The sequence below is a fragment of the Agrobacterium sp. rho-8.1 genome (assembly GCF_033957725.1).
Taxonomy (GTDB): Bacteria; Pseudomonadota; Alphaproteobacteria; order Rhizobiales; family Rhizobiaceae; genus Agrobacterium.
Genome location: NZ_CP192789.1, coordinates 728,468 through 745,149 on the forward strand (window position 1 = coordinate 728,468; position 16,682 = coordinate 745,149).

A 16,682-nucleotide genomic window follows, 5' to 3' on the forward strand; every position below is an offset into this window, starting at 1 on the left:
CCTGCTTAATTCCCCGGTCTCACCTGCCTCAAATTTAACAAATGATTTAAGGTTCGCTCTTGCCCCAAAACCTGTGTTCGCTCCACCTCTAAGTCACTCAGTTTCGTCACTCATCTGATGACGTTATGCGTCCGTCAGCTACTAGAATGTAAGCATCCGGCGAAGGCCGCAGGTCAGGCCGCCTGAGCACTCAGCGTCTTGGGTGTCCAGTTCCACGGCAGGAGTTGCTCAAGCCTTCTGATCGGCGTGTCCGCAATGTTGGCGAGGACGTCTGCAAGCCAGGCCTGCGGGTCGATGTCATTGAGCTTGGCGCTCATGATCAGTGTCGCCATGAACGCCGCACGTTCAGCACCACGATCCGATCCGGCAAACAGCCATGACTTCCTGCCGAGTGCAAAGCCTCTGAGCGCTCGTTCGGCAGCATTGTTCGCCAGGCAAATCCGACCGTCATCGAGGAATGACGTAAAGCCATCCCATCGCTTGAGCATGTAATCTATCGCCTCGGCGACGGGAGAACTGCGCGACAATTTTGCCCGCTCGGTTTGGAGCCAGTCATGCAGCTCTTCTACGAGTGGCTGGCTGTCTTTGCGGCGGCGCTCCAGACGCTGCTCGGCGGCAAGACCGTTGATCTCCCGTTCGATATCGAACAGGGCATCGATCTGTTTGACGGCCTCTAATGCCATTGGCGAGATCGGCGCAGCTTTGCTGCCACGTTTGGCGTTCGCGGCGATGTCGGCCAGCACGAAGAACTTTCGGCGTGAATGTGCCCAGCAGAGTGCTTGGCGCAGAGGCGCGGGATCGCGATCTACCTTGAACAGCGGATTGTAGCCGCCATAAGCATCCGCCTGCAGAATGCCATAGAAGGCCTTCAGGTGGCGTACGGGATGCTCTTGTCGCCGGTCTCGCGACGCGTAGAACAGAGCTGCTGGCGGTGACAGCCCGCCAAACGGCCGGTCATCCCGGACATAGGTCCAGATGCGGCCCGTATCGGTCTTTCCCTTCGCCAGGATCGGTACGGTCGTGTCGTCGCCATGCAGTCGCTCGGCGGCCAGGACATGGGCCTCGATCAACGAATGGATTGGCTTCAGGGCCGCGGCGCACGCGCCGACCTGATCGGCAAGCGTCGACAGGCTGAGGTCGATCCCCTCTCGGGCATAGCGCTCGCTTTGGCGATTGAGCGGCTGATGCTGGGCGAACTTCTCGAACAGGATCATCGCCAGAAGGTTCGGGCCGGCAAAGCCGCGCGGCGTCACGTGGAAGGGTGCTGGCGGCTGCGTGATCTTCTCGCATTCGCGGCAGGAGAACTTCTCCCGCACGGTCTGAATGACTTTCCACTGACGCGGGATGACCTCCAGCGTCTCTGTGATATCCTCACCGAGCTTCGAAAGCTTGGCCGAGCCGCAGCAGGAACAGTTTGTTGGGGCAGCAATGACGACACGTTCGCGTGGCAGATGCTCGGGAAACGGCTTGCGTGACGGACGCTTGCGCTCGAAGACCCTAACGGTCGAGCCCTTGGCAACCATCTCCGCCGCGAGCTCGTCTTCGCCAGCATCAGCCTCCAGTTCCTCGAGCTGCAGTTCCATCTGTTCGAGAAGCCGCGCTTTGCGCTCGGAGCGACTGCCATAAAGCTCCCGGCGGACTTTCTCGATCTCCAGCTTCAACCGCGCGATCAGCGCCTCGGAGTGCGACACGAGCGCCTTTGCACTGGCGGCTTCTGCCTTGGCAGTCGCTGCTTCTACCTCGGCAGCAACACGCCGGGCACGCTCCGCCGCCAGGGCCGCAAGTGCGCTGGCAAGATCGTCGGGAAGCTGTTCGGCCGTATCGTTCATGGACTGATGGAATCATATTCTATCCAGCGATTCCAGCGTTTTTGCTCATCCGGCTGAGGTCGGTCTCCACGTTTTTTTTGGCATCCGCCAGTCGATACCTTCCAGCAAATAACTGAGCTGCGCCGGCGTAATCACGACCGTCCCATCGGCCGCCGACGGCCATATGAAGCGTCCCCGTTCCAGCTTCTTCGTGAACAGGCATGCTCCCTGGCCATCATGCCAGATGACCTTGATCAGGCCGCCGCCACGACCCCGGAAGACGAACAGATGCCCGCACATCGGATCGCGCTTCAGCGTCTCTTGCACCATCAGCGACAAACCGGGAAAGCCTTTGCGCATGTCCGTATGGCCGGTTGCCAACCAGACCTTCACACTAGCAGGAACAGGGATCATCGTCGCCCCAGCACACAATCGAGAATGCGGCCAAGCGCCTCCGCGTCTATGTCGCTGTCCACGCGGACACGGCGATCGCGGCCCAGCTCAATCGTCACATCGCTACGCTTCCGACGGGGTTGCGATGGGGCTGGCGCTTCTAAGGCGGCGGGCTGGGCTGCCGGCGCGGCCTCCGAAACGATCACGGGCACCAAGGTGCTCGATACCTGCTTCGACGGCTCCTCGATCCGGCAGAGTTCCTTGCGCCACCGAAAGAGCTGGCTAACGTGGATGCCGGCCGCACGGGCAATCTCGGAAAGAACCGCACCAGGCTCAAGGCAGGCTGCAACCAGCCGCTCTTTGTCCTCGCGAGACCAGCGCCGACGGCGCTCGACAGACGTGATCACTTCAATCGGATGCTTGGTCATAGGACTACTCCTAGTGTTTGCACTAGGACTTCCGATGTTCGCATCAACCTCGCAAGACGGCCCTCACCGTGGGCTTACGATGTTCTAACACATTATCGTCTTAATGTTGGGATTCTCAGCGAAAATTCTACGTATCGGCACTGATACCTGCTTCTGATTCGCTGCCAATCTATTTTTGACAGAATTTTTAGTAAGTTCGACAGTCTATCTCATGGTGAGCGTCCGGCGAAAGCATTTTTCGGGTTTCGAGAGATGGAATCTAAAGGCTGCGCTTCATCTCATCGGCCATGATGCGGCCGATTATTTCAGGATCGCACTGTGTGTCGATGAGGAACTCGCGGATACCGCCGTCCCACGTCCTGATGTCGGCAAGTAGGCTTTGAAGTTCTTTGATGCCGTTCTCGGTCAGACCCTTCGTGCCATCTTCAGTGCCATCGCTGACGTAAACCAGTTCGCCTTCGGAGATGTTGTCCGAGTTGGCCGTCACTTCTTCGATCAGTTCGAGGGGCACTGTAACGTTAACCGGTCGGCGATTGGCGTGTGCGATCTTTCGGCATGACCCAAGCCGTTCGTGATCCCCTTTATCGCCGCCACCGGTTCCCAACTGAAGTGATTGCTCATGCCGTCTGGCTTTATCTTCGTTTCCCGCTCAGCTTGTGGATGGTCGAAGACTTACTGGCGGCGCGCGGGATTATTGTCTCGCACCAGACAGTCCGTCTTTGGGCCGAAAAATTCGGGCGCCACTTTGCCAATGAAATCCGGCGGCGTTCAGCCGGAAAGCTCGGCGACACGTGGCACCTCGATGAAGTCGTCATCTCTATTGGCCGCAAGAAACACTGGCTGTGGCGGGCTGTCGATCAGGATGGCTTCGTTCTCGACGTGCTGGTGCAGAGCCGCCGCAATACCAAGGCCGCCAAACGTTTGATGCGAAAGCTCTTGAAAGGACAGGGCCATTCGCCTCGCGTCATGATCACTGACAAACTGCGATCCTACGGCGCTGCCAAGCAAGACATCATGCCCGGCGTCGATCATCGTTCACACAAAGGGCTTAATAACTGGGCGGAGAATTCCCATCAACCGACACGACGGCGAGAGCGGATCATGAAGGGCTTCAAGTCAGCCCGACATCTCCAGCGTTTCGTCTCCATTCATGACCCGGTCGCCAATCTCTTCCATATTCCACGCCACGATGTCCCGTCCCACCATCACCGCGAACTGAGAGCCGCGGCCATGCAAATGTGGAATAAGATCGCACGCCTGCAGGCAGCATAAGCGAGAGCGACGGCCGAGACCTTTGACACCAGTCCTTAAACTTTACGATGCTTGTCAGGCTACCACGTGTGAGTTTCTGGCACGTTCCATGTGCAATGTTGGTTGTGCATATCCCTTCAAGAGCACAAGCACAATAATCAAGACATCCCCGGAACCCATAGTCGCGTCGATCAACCAGATCGACACTCCAAATAGATTCTGGAGCTTTTGGATAGTCACTTTGCCGTCTATCCAAAACGGTCGAGACGTAGGCGATGCCGTTCATCGGTGAGCCGATAGAGGCCCAGAAATACTGCAATCAGGATGCTTGCGACCGACGCGGCACACAGAAGAAACATCAAAAAGATCTGTGACCGGGCGGCGGACATGGGATCCTGACCAGCCAGTATCTGGCCACTCATGATACCGGGCAGGGTGATGATGCCGGCACCAGCCATTTGATTTATGATGGGTATCGCGCCAGCGTGGATGGCGCTGCGCATGATGGGTGTGACGGCCTTCCGTCTGCTATATCCCAGCGCCAACTGTGCCTCGATCGCTGCCCGTTGGCTGGCGATCGTGCTGAATAGAGTATTCAGTGCGACGCTTGCCGAATTCATGGATGTGCCGAGAATGATGCCGGTGATCGGAATCATGATGCGAGGCGAAGTCCAGTCATCGGTTGTGGCAAGGGTCGCCAGGGCAAACGCCGCGATAAGGACGGTCGATATGCTGACGGCTGCGCCGCTGATCAGGACGTGCCAGATACCGCGGACCCGCCGCTTCTGGCGGGCGCTGACTTCGTAAGTTGCAGCAGCCACCATCACGGCGAGGAGGGCAGCCGTGAATGCGGTGTTGGACGGTTCAAACAGCGTCCGCAAGACCAGCCCGATCAGCCAGAGCTGCAGAACCATGCGGGTTGCCGACACCAGGATCTGGCGATGCAGTCCCAGCGACATGGCAAGTGACATAGCCGCGCAGAGCAGAACAAGTCCGCCCGCGATAGAAAGCTCAACAAGCCCGGACGTCATCCCACTCATTGAGGAGTTCCGATCCTGAAAATCTCAGTGCTGACCCTTTCCACTTGATCGGCGTCGTGGGACACAATGACCACGCCGACGTCCCTGTCGAGCAGGTCTTTGATCATGCCTTCCATCTGGAGGGTTGATGCCCGGTCGAGTGCGGAGGTCGGCTCGTCAAGCAAAAGAAAGCGGGGCGTGCTCTCGATCGATCTCAGAAAGGCAAGCCGTTGCCGCTCGCCTGTCGACAGGTTGTCAGGCGGTTCGTCGAATATGCCGTCTCGAAGCCCAAGCACTTTTCCGCTTTCTCTGCTCTTTCCAGTGGTGAAGTGGGACCCGACCGTGCGGTCCCACCATCCCTGCTCGGATGCATGATAGCGGACTGCACGACGCCACAGCGGAGCAGGCATGTCGCTGCACTTTTCACCATCAAGGCTTGTGGAGCCGGAATGTGGGATCAGGTCTGCAAGCATACGCAGAAGAACGGACTTTCCAACGCCAGACGGACCGGTAATCGCCAGACAAGTCCCTGTCTCGACATCGAGGTCGAACGGACCCACGTTCAGATATCGCAGGCTTCGTGCCGAGAGAATGGAAGGCATGTGTTCTCCGGGTCAGATAACGGAAGTGGTACTGGTCAACGGATATGCATCATATTGATTATCAATGACATTTACTAAAGCCTAATTTGTCACTCGTTCAGGCTTATGTCAGCTTCACTCTCCATCACCCGTCAGATGCTGGCCGCTTCTGCCAGTGCATGCATGGTGTTGATGTAGGGTGGCTATCGTATTGACGAAGACAGCAGTTGAACAGAAAAAATCTGGATTTCGCCGCCTTGAGCTTGGGAGCCTGACACTCAGTGCGATCGTTGGCATTTACCTGATCGCATCTGCCAACTTAACATTCTGGGCAAAGGTTCATGCCTATCTTGCGGCAAATCCATTTGCCATTGTCGGGCTGTATGTCGGGATCAGTGCGGTCTTTATCGCAATCATCAGCTTTTTCTCGGTCAAATACCTCTTCAAACCGGTTCTGGCGTTTTTGATCTTTGTTGCCGCGACAGCATCCTGGTTCATGGATCAGTTCGGGGTCATCGTCGATAGCGACATGGTTCGCAATGCCTTCCAGACCACGCCAGCCGAGGCCGGGAACCTCATGACGGAAGGTTTCATCTGGCATCTGATCCTGTTTGCCGTATTACCCGTTCTTTTCATATGCTGGGTGCGGGTGAAACATCGTCCATTTCCGCAAAAACTGGTGCGGAACACATTGGCGATCGCGGGCTACTTCGTCGTGTTCGGGCTTGCCGCCTTTGCCAACTCCAAGACATACACAACTGCAATTCGACAGCACAAAGATCTGGTCAAGAGCCTCAATCCCGTTACTCCTATCGCTGGTGCGATAAGCTTCTTCACGCAAGCAGGGGCGGAAGCACAGATCGTCGTCGCGCCGTCGGGACGTGATGCGAAGGTCAGCCTAGCGTTGAACGGAGTGACAAAACCGCGTGTGACCATCATCGTCGCTGGCGAGACGGCGCGGGCCGCGAACTTCTCTCTGAATGGTTACGGTCGCGCTACCAATCCGGAACTTGCGAAACGCGATATCGTCTATTTTCCAAACACAACGAGCTGCGGGACCGCGACAGCGACCTCCATTCCTTGCATGTTCTCGCAATTCACCCGCGCCGACTATTCCCACAAGAAGGGTCTGGCGAACGAGAACGTGCTGGATGTCCTGTCACATGCAGGCGTCGATGTCAGATGGTGGGATAACAACACCGGGAGCAAGGGCGTGGCAACGCGTGTTCCCTTCGAGAATCTCGTTGAAACCAACGACCCGAAGTTTTGCGAGGAAGGCGAATGCCTGGACAGCATCTTCTTCGACAAGATCGATGCATGGCTCGACACCATCAGCAAAGACAGCGTCGTTGTCGTCCATCAAATGGGCAGCCACGGGCCGACCTATCACAGGCGATACACCGAAGAGTTCAGAAAGTTCATGCCCGACTGCCAGACGTCGGAACTCAGCAAATGCAAGGACAGCGAGATCGTCAACGCCTATGACAATACGGTCCTCTACACCGATCATTTCCTCGCGACGCTTATCGACAGGTTGAAGGCTCGGTCGGACAAGCTTGCGACCGGTTTGATTTATGCTTCTGATCACGGTGAATCCCTAGGGGAAAACGGTCTCTATCTGCATGGTGCTCCCTATATCATTGCTCCAGCGGAGCAAACGCATGTTCCGTTTCTGGTATGGTTCGACAGTGATTTTTCCAGATCGATGGGCCTGGACAAGAGCTGCCTGGTCAAGGATGCGGGGCTGCGAGCTTACTCACACGATAATTTCTTCCACAGCATTCTCGGCATGATGAACATCGCCACCTCCGTTTACGATCCGGACCTCGATGTCTTTGGCGCCTGCAAGAGTGGGAGGCCATCATGAGCATGGCTCCCGAGTTCCGAAAACTGACCGGGCTGGAGCATTTCTTCGCCGCTGCCCGCTATTCCGCAGGCGGGGCCAAACGCGCATGGCAGGAAGCGGCGTTTCGCCATGAAGTTTTGGCTTTTGGCGTCCTTCTTGTGATCTATTTTCTTTTGGCTGTGCCAATCGAGATCTTCGGAATTGCGATCGGTCTATTCTTACTGACCATCGCCGTCGAGGCGTTGAACACCGCGATCGAGGAGATCGTTGATCGCATATCGCCAGAGTTTTCGACGACCGCAAGACATGCAAAAGACCTTGGGTCTTTCGCCGTGTTCTGCCTGCTGTCGCTCAACGGTCTGCTTCTTGGGTACAGCCTGTTGGTCAAATATCTGTACGTGTGATCAGGCTGGCGATGCTGGAGATTTGCAATGCAGAATGATCGGTCTGGACACGGAGAAACCAAACGGATGCGAACGGTCAAATCCTGGACGTCTGGCGCGCTGAACGGCGTTCCCCCGGCAATATTTGCCCTGCTCGCAGCGGCACTGGTCGGAACGGGTTTGTTCCTCGGGCTGACGAGTGAGATGCTGGAAGGTGAAACCCGCACCTTCGACGAATCCATCCTTTTGTTCTTTCGACATGCCGACGATCTTTCCATTCCAATCGGCCCTGGCTGGCTTACCCACGTGGTCGACGACATTACAAGTTTAGGCGGCACGACGGCCCTTTTTCTCATAACCGCCCTGACGATCATTTATCTTTTCATCGTGCGCCAAAGATCGGTGGGAGCATTCGTCGCTCTTTCCGTTGTGGGCGGCTGGGCTGTCAGCACGGTTCTTAAGATCGGAATTGCGCGTCCTCGGCCCGATATCGTTCCTCATCTGGTCTCCGTCCGTGATCTGAGCTTTCCCAGTGGTCACGCGATGGTGTCCACAGTCACCTATCTGACCCTGGGGGCACTGCTGTCGCGAATTCAAACGACGAGGGCCGCGCGCATCTACTTCATTGCGGTTGCCATTTTCCTGAGCGGTATCATCGGTTTCAGCCGCATCTATCTGGGCGTTCATTATCCAACGGATGTGCTCGGCGGATGGTGTGCAGGGGCCAGTTGGGCAATGTTTTGCTGGATTCTCGCGCAAAGATTTCTCTGGCCCCAAGCCAGACCTATCGACGCTTGACGGCGTACCATTCGGTATGGTTGCGCCAAGATTTATGAGAATGAGATCACCGATCCTCCGTAAGCATCTGGAGGTAGGGTGCAGATAGATCGAAAGCGGCGGTACTCGGTGGGCCATTGGGCATCCCACTGGTATTTTTGTTGCTGAGAAACATGATCTAACTTTTACGCCTCAGTGCGCCATCCACGTGGCATACAAGTCAGTGACGCAATGCGAGCGCTGAGATCCACGCATGTCCGGCGATGCTAAGGCCGAACCTGCGGGTACAACAGTCAAGGTCAAAGCGCGACAAGCAAAAACCGGCCAACTGAAACTTGAGAATGTTTTTAGTCGGCCGATCCGACGTCACTCGCTTGATCCAATGACCGCTTCTCGTCGTATCAACTTTATAAAAATCTTGCAGGAATCTGGCTTGTCCTACGATGCATCCCTCATTGATCAATCGATATTTCCGCTAACGCGGGATACAGCGCTAGAGCGCTTGCATGCATTTTTACCCCATGCGGGCTCAGATTACGCTCGGCAGCGCAATTTCGATTGCGGCCCGGATGGGCATCCACATGTCTCGCGCTTGTCCTCCGCCTTGCGTCGTCGCCTTATCAGTGAAGAAGAGGTGATTGCTTCTGTCGCCGGATATCATGGGGCGGATGCAGCGGACAAATTCATCACTGAAATCTTCTGGCGGACCTATTGGAAGGGCTGGCTCGAACAACGCCCCGCGATCTGGACTGGATACCTGCAGGCTTCAGACCGGGAGAGGGCTCGATTGGAAACCGATGATGCTCTTGCTCGCCGGTACGCCGATGCCTCTGCCGGCCGCAGCGGCATCGATTGCTTTGACGCATGGGTCGAGGAACTGGAAGGTACCGGCTACCTGCACAATTGGGCTCGGATGCAGTTTGCCTCGATCTGGATGTTCACCCTTGGCCTGCCATGGGAGCTCGGTGCCGCCTTCACGCTGGACCGTCTGCGTGACGGCGATCCTGCGTCGAACACCTTGTCCTGGCGCTGGGTGGTCGGGCTACACACCGCCGGAAAGGCATACCTTGCCGATGGCGATCGTATAAAGGCCATGACTGGCGGCCGCTTCGCACCACAGAAGCTGGCCCGGCACGCCATGGTACCAGCCAACAATTCTGACATGCCACCTGCGACCCCGCCAAGGACGTACAATCGCCCCGATCCCTTGTTGTCCACACTGCTTTTACTGACAACGGAGGACCTCTCGTTGGAAACCGTTCCTGAACTAAATGGTCTGAGCGTCGTTGCCATCGCATTCTTGCCCTCTGAGACGGCATCTGATCAGACCGCGTTGGCGGATGGTCTCATACGAGCCACGCGGCAGTGGCCAGATGCCGCTGTACTCGGGCCCGCGAACGCAGCCGCGTTTTCAGCCGCAAAAGGTTTGGGCTGCGGGCAGGTCGTCACGGGTTTTTCGCCGATCGGACCGACCGCTGCTCGGCTAGAATGTCTAAGGGGGCAAGCGGCGGACGAGGGCGTGTTGTTTGCCGAACACCTGCGTGCATGGGATCGACTGATCTGGCCGCACTGTCGCAAAGGTTTCTTCGCGCTGAAAGACAAAATTCCAGTGCTCATCAAAACCGGAGACGATCGTCATGGGTGAACGCGTGACAGTCTGGTTCGACAGCAGCTGCCCATTGTGTCAGCGCGAAATCGCTTTGATGAAGCGGCTCGATCGGCGCCGCGCGATACACTTTATCGATGCCTGCGATCCGATGACAGCCTGTCCCGTTGATCGTGGGGACATCCTGGCCCGCTTCCATGCGCAAGAAGGCGGGAATTTGCTGTCCGGTGCGGCGGCATTTGCCGCGATGTGGCGGGCCATCCCACTATTGCGTCCATTGGGGGTGGTAGCCGGCTGGCCAGCTGTCACACCCTTGTTCGAGGCCGCCTATCGTGGCTTCCTGCGCGTGCGGCCCAGGCTACAGAGGCTTGTCCAATGAAGGACCGTTTTCGTCCTGTCCCCCAAAGCCGTCTTGGCCGTCTTGCCGCCTTTGGTCAACTCGCCGGAGGCGTCGCGACGGGGATCGTGGGAGAAGGCTTGCGCCTGATGGCACGGGGAGAACGGCCGCATCTTTCCGATCTGCTTCTGACACCATCCAATGCGCTTAAGGCTACCGAGCAATTGTCACGGCTGCGAGGTGCCGCCATGAAGCTTGGTCAGATGCTGTCACTCGATGCGGGCGATCTTCTCCCACCCGAACTCACCGTCATCCTTGCCCAGTTGCGCGAGACAGCACATTTCATGCCGCATCGCCAACTCCAGCAAACGCTGAGTGCAGCCTGGGGTCCAGACTGGCAAAGACATTTCTCCCGCTTCGACATGACACCGATAGCGGCGGCCTCGATCGGTCAGGTTCATCGCGCTGTCCTTGCATCCGGGCGCGAGGTGGCGGTCAAGGTTCAGTATCCGGGGATTTCGGCCAGTATCGATGCCGACATCGACAATGTTGCCGCACTTCTTCGGATCACGGGCCTGCTCCCGCCCGGACTTGACCTGGCACCGTATCTGGCTGAGGCCAAACGGCAGTTGCATGAAGAGGCCGACTACGTGCGGGAAGCAGAGCAGATGCGCAGCTATCACGCGCTTTTGGCGGGCGACCCACGTTTCGTTGTGCCTGAGCCTGTCACAGACCTTCTCCATAGGACGATCCTGCCCATGGACTACATTCCCGGTGAGCCCATAGAAGCGTTGGCCGCCGGCTCGGACGACGATCGCAACCAAGTATCTGTAGCATTGCTCGAACTTGTGCTGAAGGAGTTGTTCCAATTCGGTCTGATGCAGACAGATCCTAATTTTGGCAATTATCGCTGGCAGCGCGACAGTGGTCGCATCGTGCTCCTGGACTTTGGTGCCACGCGCGCGATAGCGCCTGCTATTGCTGAGCAATATCGCGTTTTGCTGCGCACCGGGTTGATGGGCGATGTCGCAGCGATCCGCGATGCGCTTGTCGCGATGGGTTTCATATCCCCGATCCAGATTCTGCGACACGGTTCTGCACTGGATGACATGATTGGCCTTGCAGTTCGCCATATCAATATTAGCCGAAACAGTGTTTTCGATTTCACCAATCGCGATGTCATCGCGCTGATCCGCGAACGTGCGGCGCCGATGTTGAGCGATCGCGCAAGCTGGCACCTGCCACCCGCCGAAACGCTGTTCATTCAGCGCAAGATAGGCGGCATGGCGATGCTTCTGACCAGCATGCGGGGCCGTCTGCCCTTGGCCGACATCTTGGAGCGCTATTGCTGAGTTTGCGTTCGCCTGAAAGATACTCACCATCGCTGGCATCCGAAAGGGCCAGCGCCAGTTGGGTCTCGATCCAAGTCTCGAAGATGCGGGCATTCATCTGCCTGTTGACGATCCAGGGGGCGACCATGCCATGGGATCGCAGTCCGGCGATGAAGGTTTGGGATTTCCATGAACCAAAAGGTGCGTACGTTCGAAAGCTCTGGCCTCGCTCAGCCCCAGCCGATGGAGAAGCAGGCCGACACTGGAGCGAGGGACGACGACGCCACGCCCGGAAAGCTCTACACGAAGCTCGTCCAGGGACAGTTCACCATTCTGTGCCAGCCGCTCGCTGACCCAGCCGGGATGCGTCGAAAGCTTGCCACCGCCAAGGTGTCCCTGCCGGCGCGGTGCAAGCCAACCTGTCTCACTTTTGAGGATCACCAGATCTTTCACAAAACGCGGCGGGACCCGAAAGTGCCAGGCGATCTCCCTTGAAATCAAGGGGAATCATGGACCGCATGATTGGAGAACTACGAATCGCAAAAATCGCGACGCGCTTTATAGACATAAGGGCGATATCTCATCGATTTCCGTCAGCACAAGCCATGCCGTTGCCAAAGGCAGCAGATGACGCCACTCTGTAAATCGTGTCGAAATTATCGCCGCCGAAAGTGTGCGGATCATCATTTTTGCCGGAGAGATTTGGGAGGTCGTTGCTGTTACACTGTCACAATCACTCGTCCGAGCCTACCAGCCAGTTCGGCGCGACGGTGTGCATCGGGCATTTCAGCGAGATTGAACGTTTCATCGACAGGGACAGTTAGTCGACCTTCCGCGCAGTCTTGGATCAAATCCTCGATGAGCCTACGCGTATCGGGTAGCGTCATGATCGGCCCCATGAAACACCCCGTAACGGTCAGGCGGTGCATGAGAAGGTGGCCGGTATCAATAGGCGTGTTGAAACAGCCGATCACCCCAACCATCACCGCACGTCCGCCATCTGCCAGTGCGATCAGGCCGTCCGTCAATGCTCTCCCGCCTACCGTATCGATGAGTAGGTCCGCACCGCGGCCACAGATCGAAACGACCCGTTCGTTTAACGGTGTTCCGCCGCTCACGATCGCATCTGAAAGACCGAGTTTCTTCAGTTGCTCCAGGCTCTTCAGGCTCCGCGCTGTTCCGATGACCCGAGCACCTTTTGCAGCGGCGATCTGAACGGCAGCGCTTCCAACGCCACCGGTTGCCCCGGTGATGAGGACCGTGTCGTCGGGCTTGAGGCGTCCAAGGTTCAGCGCAAGTGCGGCTGTCCCCGGCCCACATGGAATAGCGGCGGCAACACCCATGTCCATCCCGTCTGGAACGGCAAATGTCGTTGCTGCAGGGGCAATTCTCAGCTCGGCATGGGACCCTCCGAAGGCAAAGGTCGTTACCTTCTGTCCGATCCGAAACCCATTCACAGCACGGCCAAGCTTTACGATCGTCCCTGCGGCAGCGTAACCCATCACCGCCGGGTAGAGTGTCCTCCCCTCACGACGGTCTGCCAGGTCGCCACCCTCGATACTGATGGCTTCAACTCGAACAAGGACATCTGTGTCGCCTGGCTGAGGATCAGGAACGGTTTCAAACTGGAAAACATCCGGTCCACCCGCCGCGTTGATGACCGCCGCTTTCATGACGCTGTTCCCGGTTGTGAGGCCGGTTTAGTCCTGCAGATAACGGTTACCGCGGCACGGGCGATGTCAGACAGTTGCTCCCGGTTGCTGCCTGTCCGCGCTCGTATTGCCAGCGTCTGGAGCATAGCCGCTGCAACTTTGGATGCCGACGCCGGATCAACGCCAGTGTTCAGCTCCGCCGCCGATCGTTCAAAACGTTCCTGGAAGACACGGTCGACGTCTTCGACATAACCTGCGGCGATCGCCCGGGTGTCGCCGTCCCTGAGTGCTTCGGTGACCGCCGTGCAAACGACGAAGCATCCGCGCGCGCCGGCTTCTCCTGCGAGAGTGCTATCGGCCGCGTCCATGAGGAAATTAAACAAGGCCTCACGAAGCGGCATGTCACCTGCCAGATGCTGCCGGATTCCGTCGACGGAACATTCGCGGTTGTCTGCAAGGGTCCGCAGGTAAAGCGAATGCTTGTCGCCGAACGCGGCATACAGGCTTGGGCGGTTCAACCCCGTGGCCGCGGACAGTTCGTCGAGCGACGTTGCGGCGTAACCATTCTTCCAGAATGTATCGCGTGCGGCTTCCAGAACCTGGCTCTCATCGAAGGTGCGTGGGCGTCCTCTCGGCCGCGCCGCGGCTGGCAACTTATTTTGTACCATTTCGCATAAAATCCTTGACCGATCGATTTGTTTGCGGAATGGTACATAAATCTTCACCTGCCGTCAACCAACCGCGCTTACCCACTTTCGTAATGGATAGCGCAGGCAAGCTACGAAACTTTTGAACAAATTGGAGATCCACATGAAACAGTATCCGCTTTACGAAAATCCCTATGACGCTCTCAAGATTGACAGCGACACCGTCGTCAATCTGCATGCCGTCACGCTCGGCCAAAATGAACTCTCATCCTACGTCGCCAGCCTCTCGCCCTATGCCGCCAAGCTGCAGGCCTACTTCCGCCTCTTCAACATCAAGCATGAAATGGTTTCAGAACCGGTTCCTGATGTCGGACCGCGCGGCAAGGTGCCTTTCATCAGCGTCGGGAACACGCGCATTGCCGACTCCGGTCTCATCATCGATTATCTAAAGCGCACCATCGGCGATCCCGATGCTCACCTGACACCGGCTCAGAAAGCTCTGGGACTGATGGTGCAGGGTACGTTGGAGGATCACCTATACTGGGTCATCATCTATTACGAATTTTTCGATCAGGACGGCTGGGACTTCCTCATAAAGGTCATGGTCGGCGATCCGACTGCGTTGCCGGCAGACATTCAGGAGGCGCTGCGGGTTCGCCGCGAAGACTTCCGCAAACGCTGCTACGATCAAGGGATCGCACGCTTTACACCGGCCGAGATCATCCATAAGGCAAAGCGTGCTCTGGCCGCCATCGACGTTATCATCGGCAATCACAAATACCTGCTCGGCAACGATCGTCCGAGCTCCTACGACGCCGTGCTCTTCGGCTTCACACAGGCGTTTTTCCAGGCCCGTGGCATGCATCCAGAAATCTCCGACTTCGCTCACACGCTGCCAAATCTTGGGCGCTTCATCCAGACAGTCACCGAAGACTGCTACCCAGAACTCAAGCTGGCGTTCAAACCGGCCTAATCGGTCCGAAGGATTGTTTGCGCCGAACGGACGATCTCCGTCGGTGCAGACCCGCTTCTGTCCTGGCAACACAACAGAAGCGACAACCCGGACGTCCAAGGAGAAGAAATGACAAACCCTCACCGGGTTTCTCACCACAGTGGGTCTGTAGACGGCATTCGCATTCGCTACGCCAAGGCCGGGGAGGGTCCCGCGCTGGTACTCCTGCATGGCTTCCCACAAAGTGGACGCGCATGGCGCCACATCATTCCGCACTTCTCCAAAGACTACACGGTCATCGCGCCTGACTTGCGAGGTTTTGGAGATTCAGATCGACCGCCGGCTGGCTATGACAAGCGAACTGTAGCGCAGGACGTCTATGAACTTGTGCAGCAACACCCCTTTCAACTTGCTTCAAAGGATCTCATTGAGATGCCTTGAGAAATTCCCTACATCTCAGAAAGAATTACGGGTTTCTAGTTCAATACCTTTCAAGTCGAGAGACGTTGACGGCGCAGGGATTTGGCGTCAAATTCGCATCAAGGATCAGTCTCGCTTAGAAGACTTGGCATTCCTTAATATCCCCACATCTCGCTTGGGTGGTGCACCGAACATGCGTGAATACTCTCGGCTGAACTGCTGCGCGCTATCATATCCAACTCTGGATGCAGCGCTGTTGGCATTGATGCGTTCTGTCAGCATAAGATTTTTCGCAGCGTAAAGGCGGAGCGTTTTTTGATATTGAATCGGACTTGTTCCGGTCAAATCACGAAAGTGACGATGAAATGTCGACACCGCCATGCTAGACAGGTCAGCAAGCCTTTCGACCTGCAGTGGATACATATAATTGGTCTTAAGCCATTCAACCGCCTTGACGACGCCACCCGCTTTGAAGCCGTCACTTGCCATAAGTGCAACCCACGCGCCTACCTCGCTTTGAAGCAAGCGGACGTAAATTTCGGACTTAATCGCGTCGACCAGCAAGGGAATTTCGTCTGGCCGATATGCCAGATCTACAAGACGTCTCAAAGCGACGAGAAGCTCTTCTGGCGCATGACCGGTTGCGACACCCCTTGCATGTGCCGAGCCTCCCTCGCCGGAGAACCGCATCTGCCGAGCAAGCTCGTGAAGCCGAGTCGAGTCGATTTTCATAATCATCGCGACATAACGATTTTCTAGTGATGCTTCGATGACATGCGCGGACGTCGGGATATCGATCGACGTAACGAAGAAATCACCCGGATGGAAAAGCATTTCCTCTTCGTCGAACATCACGCGCTTAACGCCGCTCAGGATGACCGCGATACACGGTTCGTAAAAGCACCTGTGCGGCTCGTCCGGTTTTGACAGCCTGAAAAACTTAAGGCCAGGCACGAAACTGGCGTTGATCTGTTCTTGGGGGCACAACCGCAGGACTTCAGACGCCAACATAGAGATGCTCTTCAAACTCGGCATACTGCCAAGATCATCACTCTTTACAACTTGGTTCATTCACTTGCCTCTCGGTCAACTCTTCGAAATGTGATCGAAAAATATGTTGTGCGCAAGGCAATCGAGAGGATCGTGCAAAATTTCGGTAGGATAGAGCTAACTGCACAGACACACCTGGCCTTATGTTCGCCAGCATATCTAGCAAGCTACTGGGGTAGCGTGCGGCGATCACGGTGCAAC

The 16,682-nt window shown here is 56.7% G+C and carries 19 protein-coding genes; 9 read left to right on the forward strand and 10 right to left on the reverse strand.

Annotation, left to right across the window (positions count from 1 at the left end):
* Window positions 1–173 precede the first annotated feature (173 nt).
* From tnpC to RMR21_RS18215, 4 genes are all read right to left on the reverse strand, one after another.
* The gene (tnpC, locus tag RMR21_RS18200) at window positions 174–1,829 is read right to left on the reverse strand and encodes an IS66 family transposase (protein WP_498667440.1); all 1,656 of its coding nucleotides are present in this window, start codon (window positions 1,827–1,829) and stop codon (window positions 174–176) included.
* A gap of 45 nt (window positions 1,830–1,874) precedes the next feature.
* Window positions 1,875–2,222, reverse strand: coding sequence for an IS66 family insertion sequence element accessory protein TnpB (gene tnpB, locus RMR21_RS18205; protein ID WP_498667441.1), 348 nt, complete (start codon window positions 2,220–2,222; stop codon window positions 1,875–1,877).
* Complete coding sequence (tnpA, locus tag RMR21_RS18210; RefSeq protein WP_498667442.1) at window positions 2,219–2,629, reverse strand: IS66-like element accessory protein TnpA; 411 nt, start codon at window positions 2,627–2,629, stop codon at window positions 2,219–2,221. The genes tnpB and tnpA overlap by 4 nt, the downstream gene beginning before the upstream one ends.
* Before the next feature lie 259 nt (window positions 2,630–2,888).
* Window positions 2,889–3,176 carry a hypothetical protein gene (locus RMR21_RS18215; protein ID WP_498671792.1) on the reverse strand — a complete coding sequence of 96 codons (288 nt, stop codon included), beginning with the start codon at window positions 3,174–3,176 and terminating at the stop codon, window positions 2,889–2,891.
* 8 nt (window positions 3,177–3,184) lie between these two features.
* On the opposite strand from RMR21_RS18215, the gene RMR21_RS18220 reads away from it, so the two are divergent.
* Window positions 3,185–3,901, forward strand: coding sequence for an IS6 family transposase (locus RMR21_RS18220; RefSeq protein WP_498670863.1), 717 nt, complete (start codon window positions 3,185–3,187; stop codon window positions 3,899–3,901).
* 227 nt (window positions 3,902–4,128) lie between these two features.
* Here RMR21_RS18220 and RMR21_RS18225 read toward each other — a convergent pair whose 3' ends face one another.
* Window positions 4,129–4,920 (reverse strand): ABC transporter permease, encoded by a 792-nt coding sequence (locus RMR21_RS18225; RefSeq protein ID WP_498670864.1) that lies wholly within the window; start codon window positions 4,918–4,920, stop codon window positions 4,129–4,131.
* Window positions 4,917–5,501 carry an ABC transporter ATP-binding protein gene (locus tag RMR21_RS18230; protein WP_498670866.1) on the reverse strand — a complete coding sequence of 195 codons (585 nt, stop codon included), beginning with the start codon at window positions 5,499–5,501 and terminating at the stop codon, window positions 4,917–4,919. The genes RMR21_RS18225 and RMR21_RS18230 overlap by 4 nt, the downstream gene beginning before the upstream one ends.
* Before the next feature lie 190 nt (window positions 5,502–5,691).
* Between RMR21_RS18230 and RMR21_RS18235 the strand changes: the two genes are divergently transcribed.
* The 6 genes from RMR21_RS18235 (at window position 5,692) to RMR21_RS18260 (ending at window position 11,781) form a co-directional block, all read left to right on the forward strand.
* A complete protein-coding gene (locus RMR21_RS18235; RefSeq protein WP_498670868.1) occupies window positions 5,692–7,347 on the forward strand; it encodes a phosphoethanolamine transferase in 1,656 nt (551 codons plus the stop codon).
* A gap of 2 nt (window positions 7,348–7,349) precedes the next feature.
* On the forward strand, window positions 7,350–7,730 hold the full coding sequence (locus tag RMR21_RS18240; RefSeq protein WP_498671795.1) for a diacylglycerol kinase: 381 nt from the start codon (window positions 7,350–7,352) through the stop codon (window positions 7,728–7,730).
* Window positions 7,731–7,796: 66 nt separating this feature from the next.
* Entirely contained in the window at window positions 7,797–8,507 is a 711-nt protein-coding gene (locus RMR21_RS18245) for a phosphatase PAP2 family protein (protein ID WP_498671797.1), read from the forward strand.
* A gap of 613 nt (window positions 8,508–9,120) precedes the next feature.
* Window positions 9,121–10,131 carry an FAD-binding domain-containing protein gene (locus tag RMR21_RS18250; protein WP_498670869.1) on the forward strand — a complete coding sequence of 337 codons (1,011 nt, stop codon included), beginning with the start codon at window positions 9,121–9,123 and terminating at the stop codon, window positions 10,129–10,131.
* Window positions 10,124–10,471: a thiol-disulfide oxidoreductase DCC family protein gene (locus RMR21_RS18255; protein WP_498670870.1), complete on the forward strand. Its 348-nt coding sequence runs from the start codon at window positions 10,124–10,126 to the stop codon at window positions 10,469–10,471. The genes RMR21_RS18250 and RMR21_RS18255 overlap by 8 nt, the downstream gene beginning before the upstream one ends.
* Window positions 10,468–11,781 (forward strand): ABC1 kinase family protein, encoded by a 1,314-nt coding sequence (locus RMR21_RS18260; RefSeq protein WP_498670871.1) that lies wholly within the window; start codon window positions 10,468–10,470, stop codon window positions 11,779–11,781. Before RMR21_RS18255 ends, RMR21_RS18260 begins: the two co-directional genes overlap by 4 nt.
* 93 nt (window positions 11,782–11,874) lie before the next feature.
* Here RMR21_RS18260 and RMR21_RS18265 read toward each other — a convergent pair whose 3' ends face one another.
* The 3 genes from RMR21_RS18265 to RMR21_RS18275 all read right to left on the reverse strand — a co-directional run bounded on the left by RMR21_RS18265 (window position 11,875) and on the right by RMR21_RS18275 (window position 14,080).
* Window positions 11,875–12,201 (reverse strand): ANTAR domain-containing protein, encoded by a 327-nt coding sequence (locus RMR21_RS18265; RefSeq protein ID WP_498670872.1) that lies wholly within the window; start codon window positions 12,199–12,201, stop codon window positions 11,875–11,877.
* Between the two features lie 278 nt (window positions 12,202–12,479).
* Window positions 12,480–13,433, reverse strand: coding sequence for a quinone oxidoreductase family protein (locus RMR21_RS18270; RefSeq protein ID WP_498670873.1), 954 nt, complete (start codon window positions 13,431–13,433; stop codon window positions 12,480–12,482).
* Complete coding sequence (locus RMR21_RS18275) at window positions 13,430–14,080, reverse strand: TetR/AcrR family transcriptional regulator (protein ID WP_498670874.1); 651 nt, start codon at window positions 14,078–14,080, stop codon at window positions 13,430–13,432. The genes RMR21_RS18270 and RMR21_RS18275 overlap by 4 nt, the downstream gene beginning before the upstream one ends.
* A 142-nt stretch (window positions 14,081–14,222) precedes the next feature.
* On the opposite strand from RMR21_RS18275, the gene RMR21_RS18280 reads away from it, so the two are divergent.
* Together RMR21_RS18280 and RMR21_RS18285 are read left to right on the forward strand one after the other, a co-directional pair.
* Entirely contained in the window at window positions 14,223–15,032 is an 810-nt protein-coding gene (locus RMR21_RS18280; RefSeq protein WP_498670875.1) for a glutathione S-transferase family protein, read from the forward strand.
* Between the two features lie 108 nt (window positions 15,033–15,140).
* Complete coding sequence (locus tag RMR21_RS18285) at window positions 15,141–15,452, forward strand: alpha/beta fold hydrolase (RefSeq protein ID WP_498670876.1); 312 nt, start codon at window positions 15,141–15,143, stop codon at window positions 15,450–15,452.
* A 105-nt stretch (window positions 15,453–15,557) separates the two neighbouring features.
* On the opposite strand, the gene RMR21_RS18290 is transcribed toward RMR21_RS18285, so the two are convergent.
* On the reverse strand, window positions 15,558–16,502 hold the full coding sequence (locus RMR21_RS18290) for an AraC family transcriptional regulator (RefSeq protein ID WP_498670877.1): 945 nt from the start codon (window positions 16,500–16,502) through the stop codon (window positions 15,558–15,560).
* Window positions 16,503–16,682 lie beyond the last annotated feature (180 nt).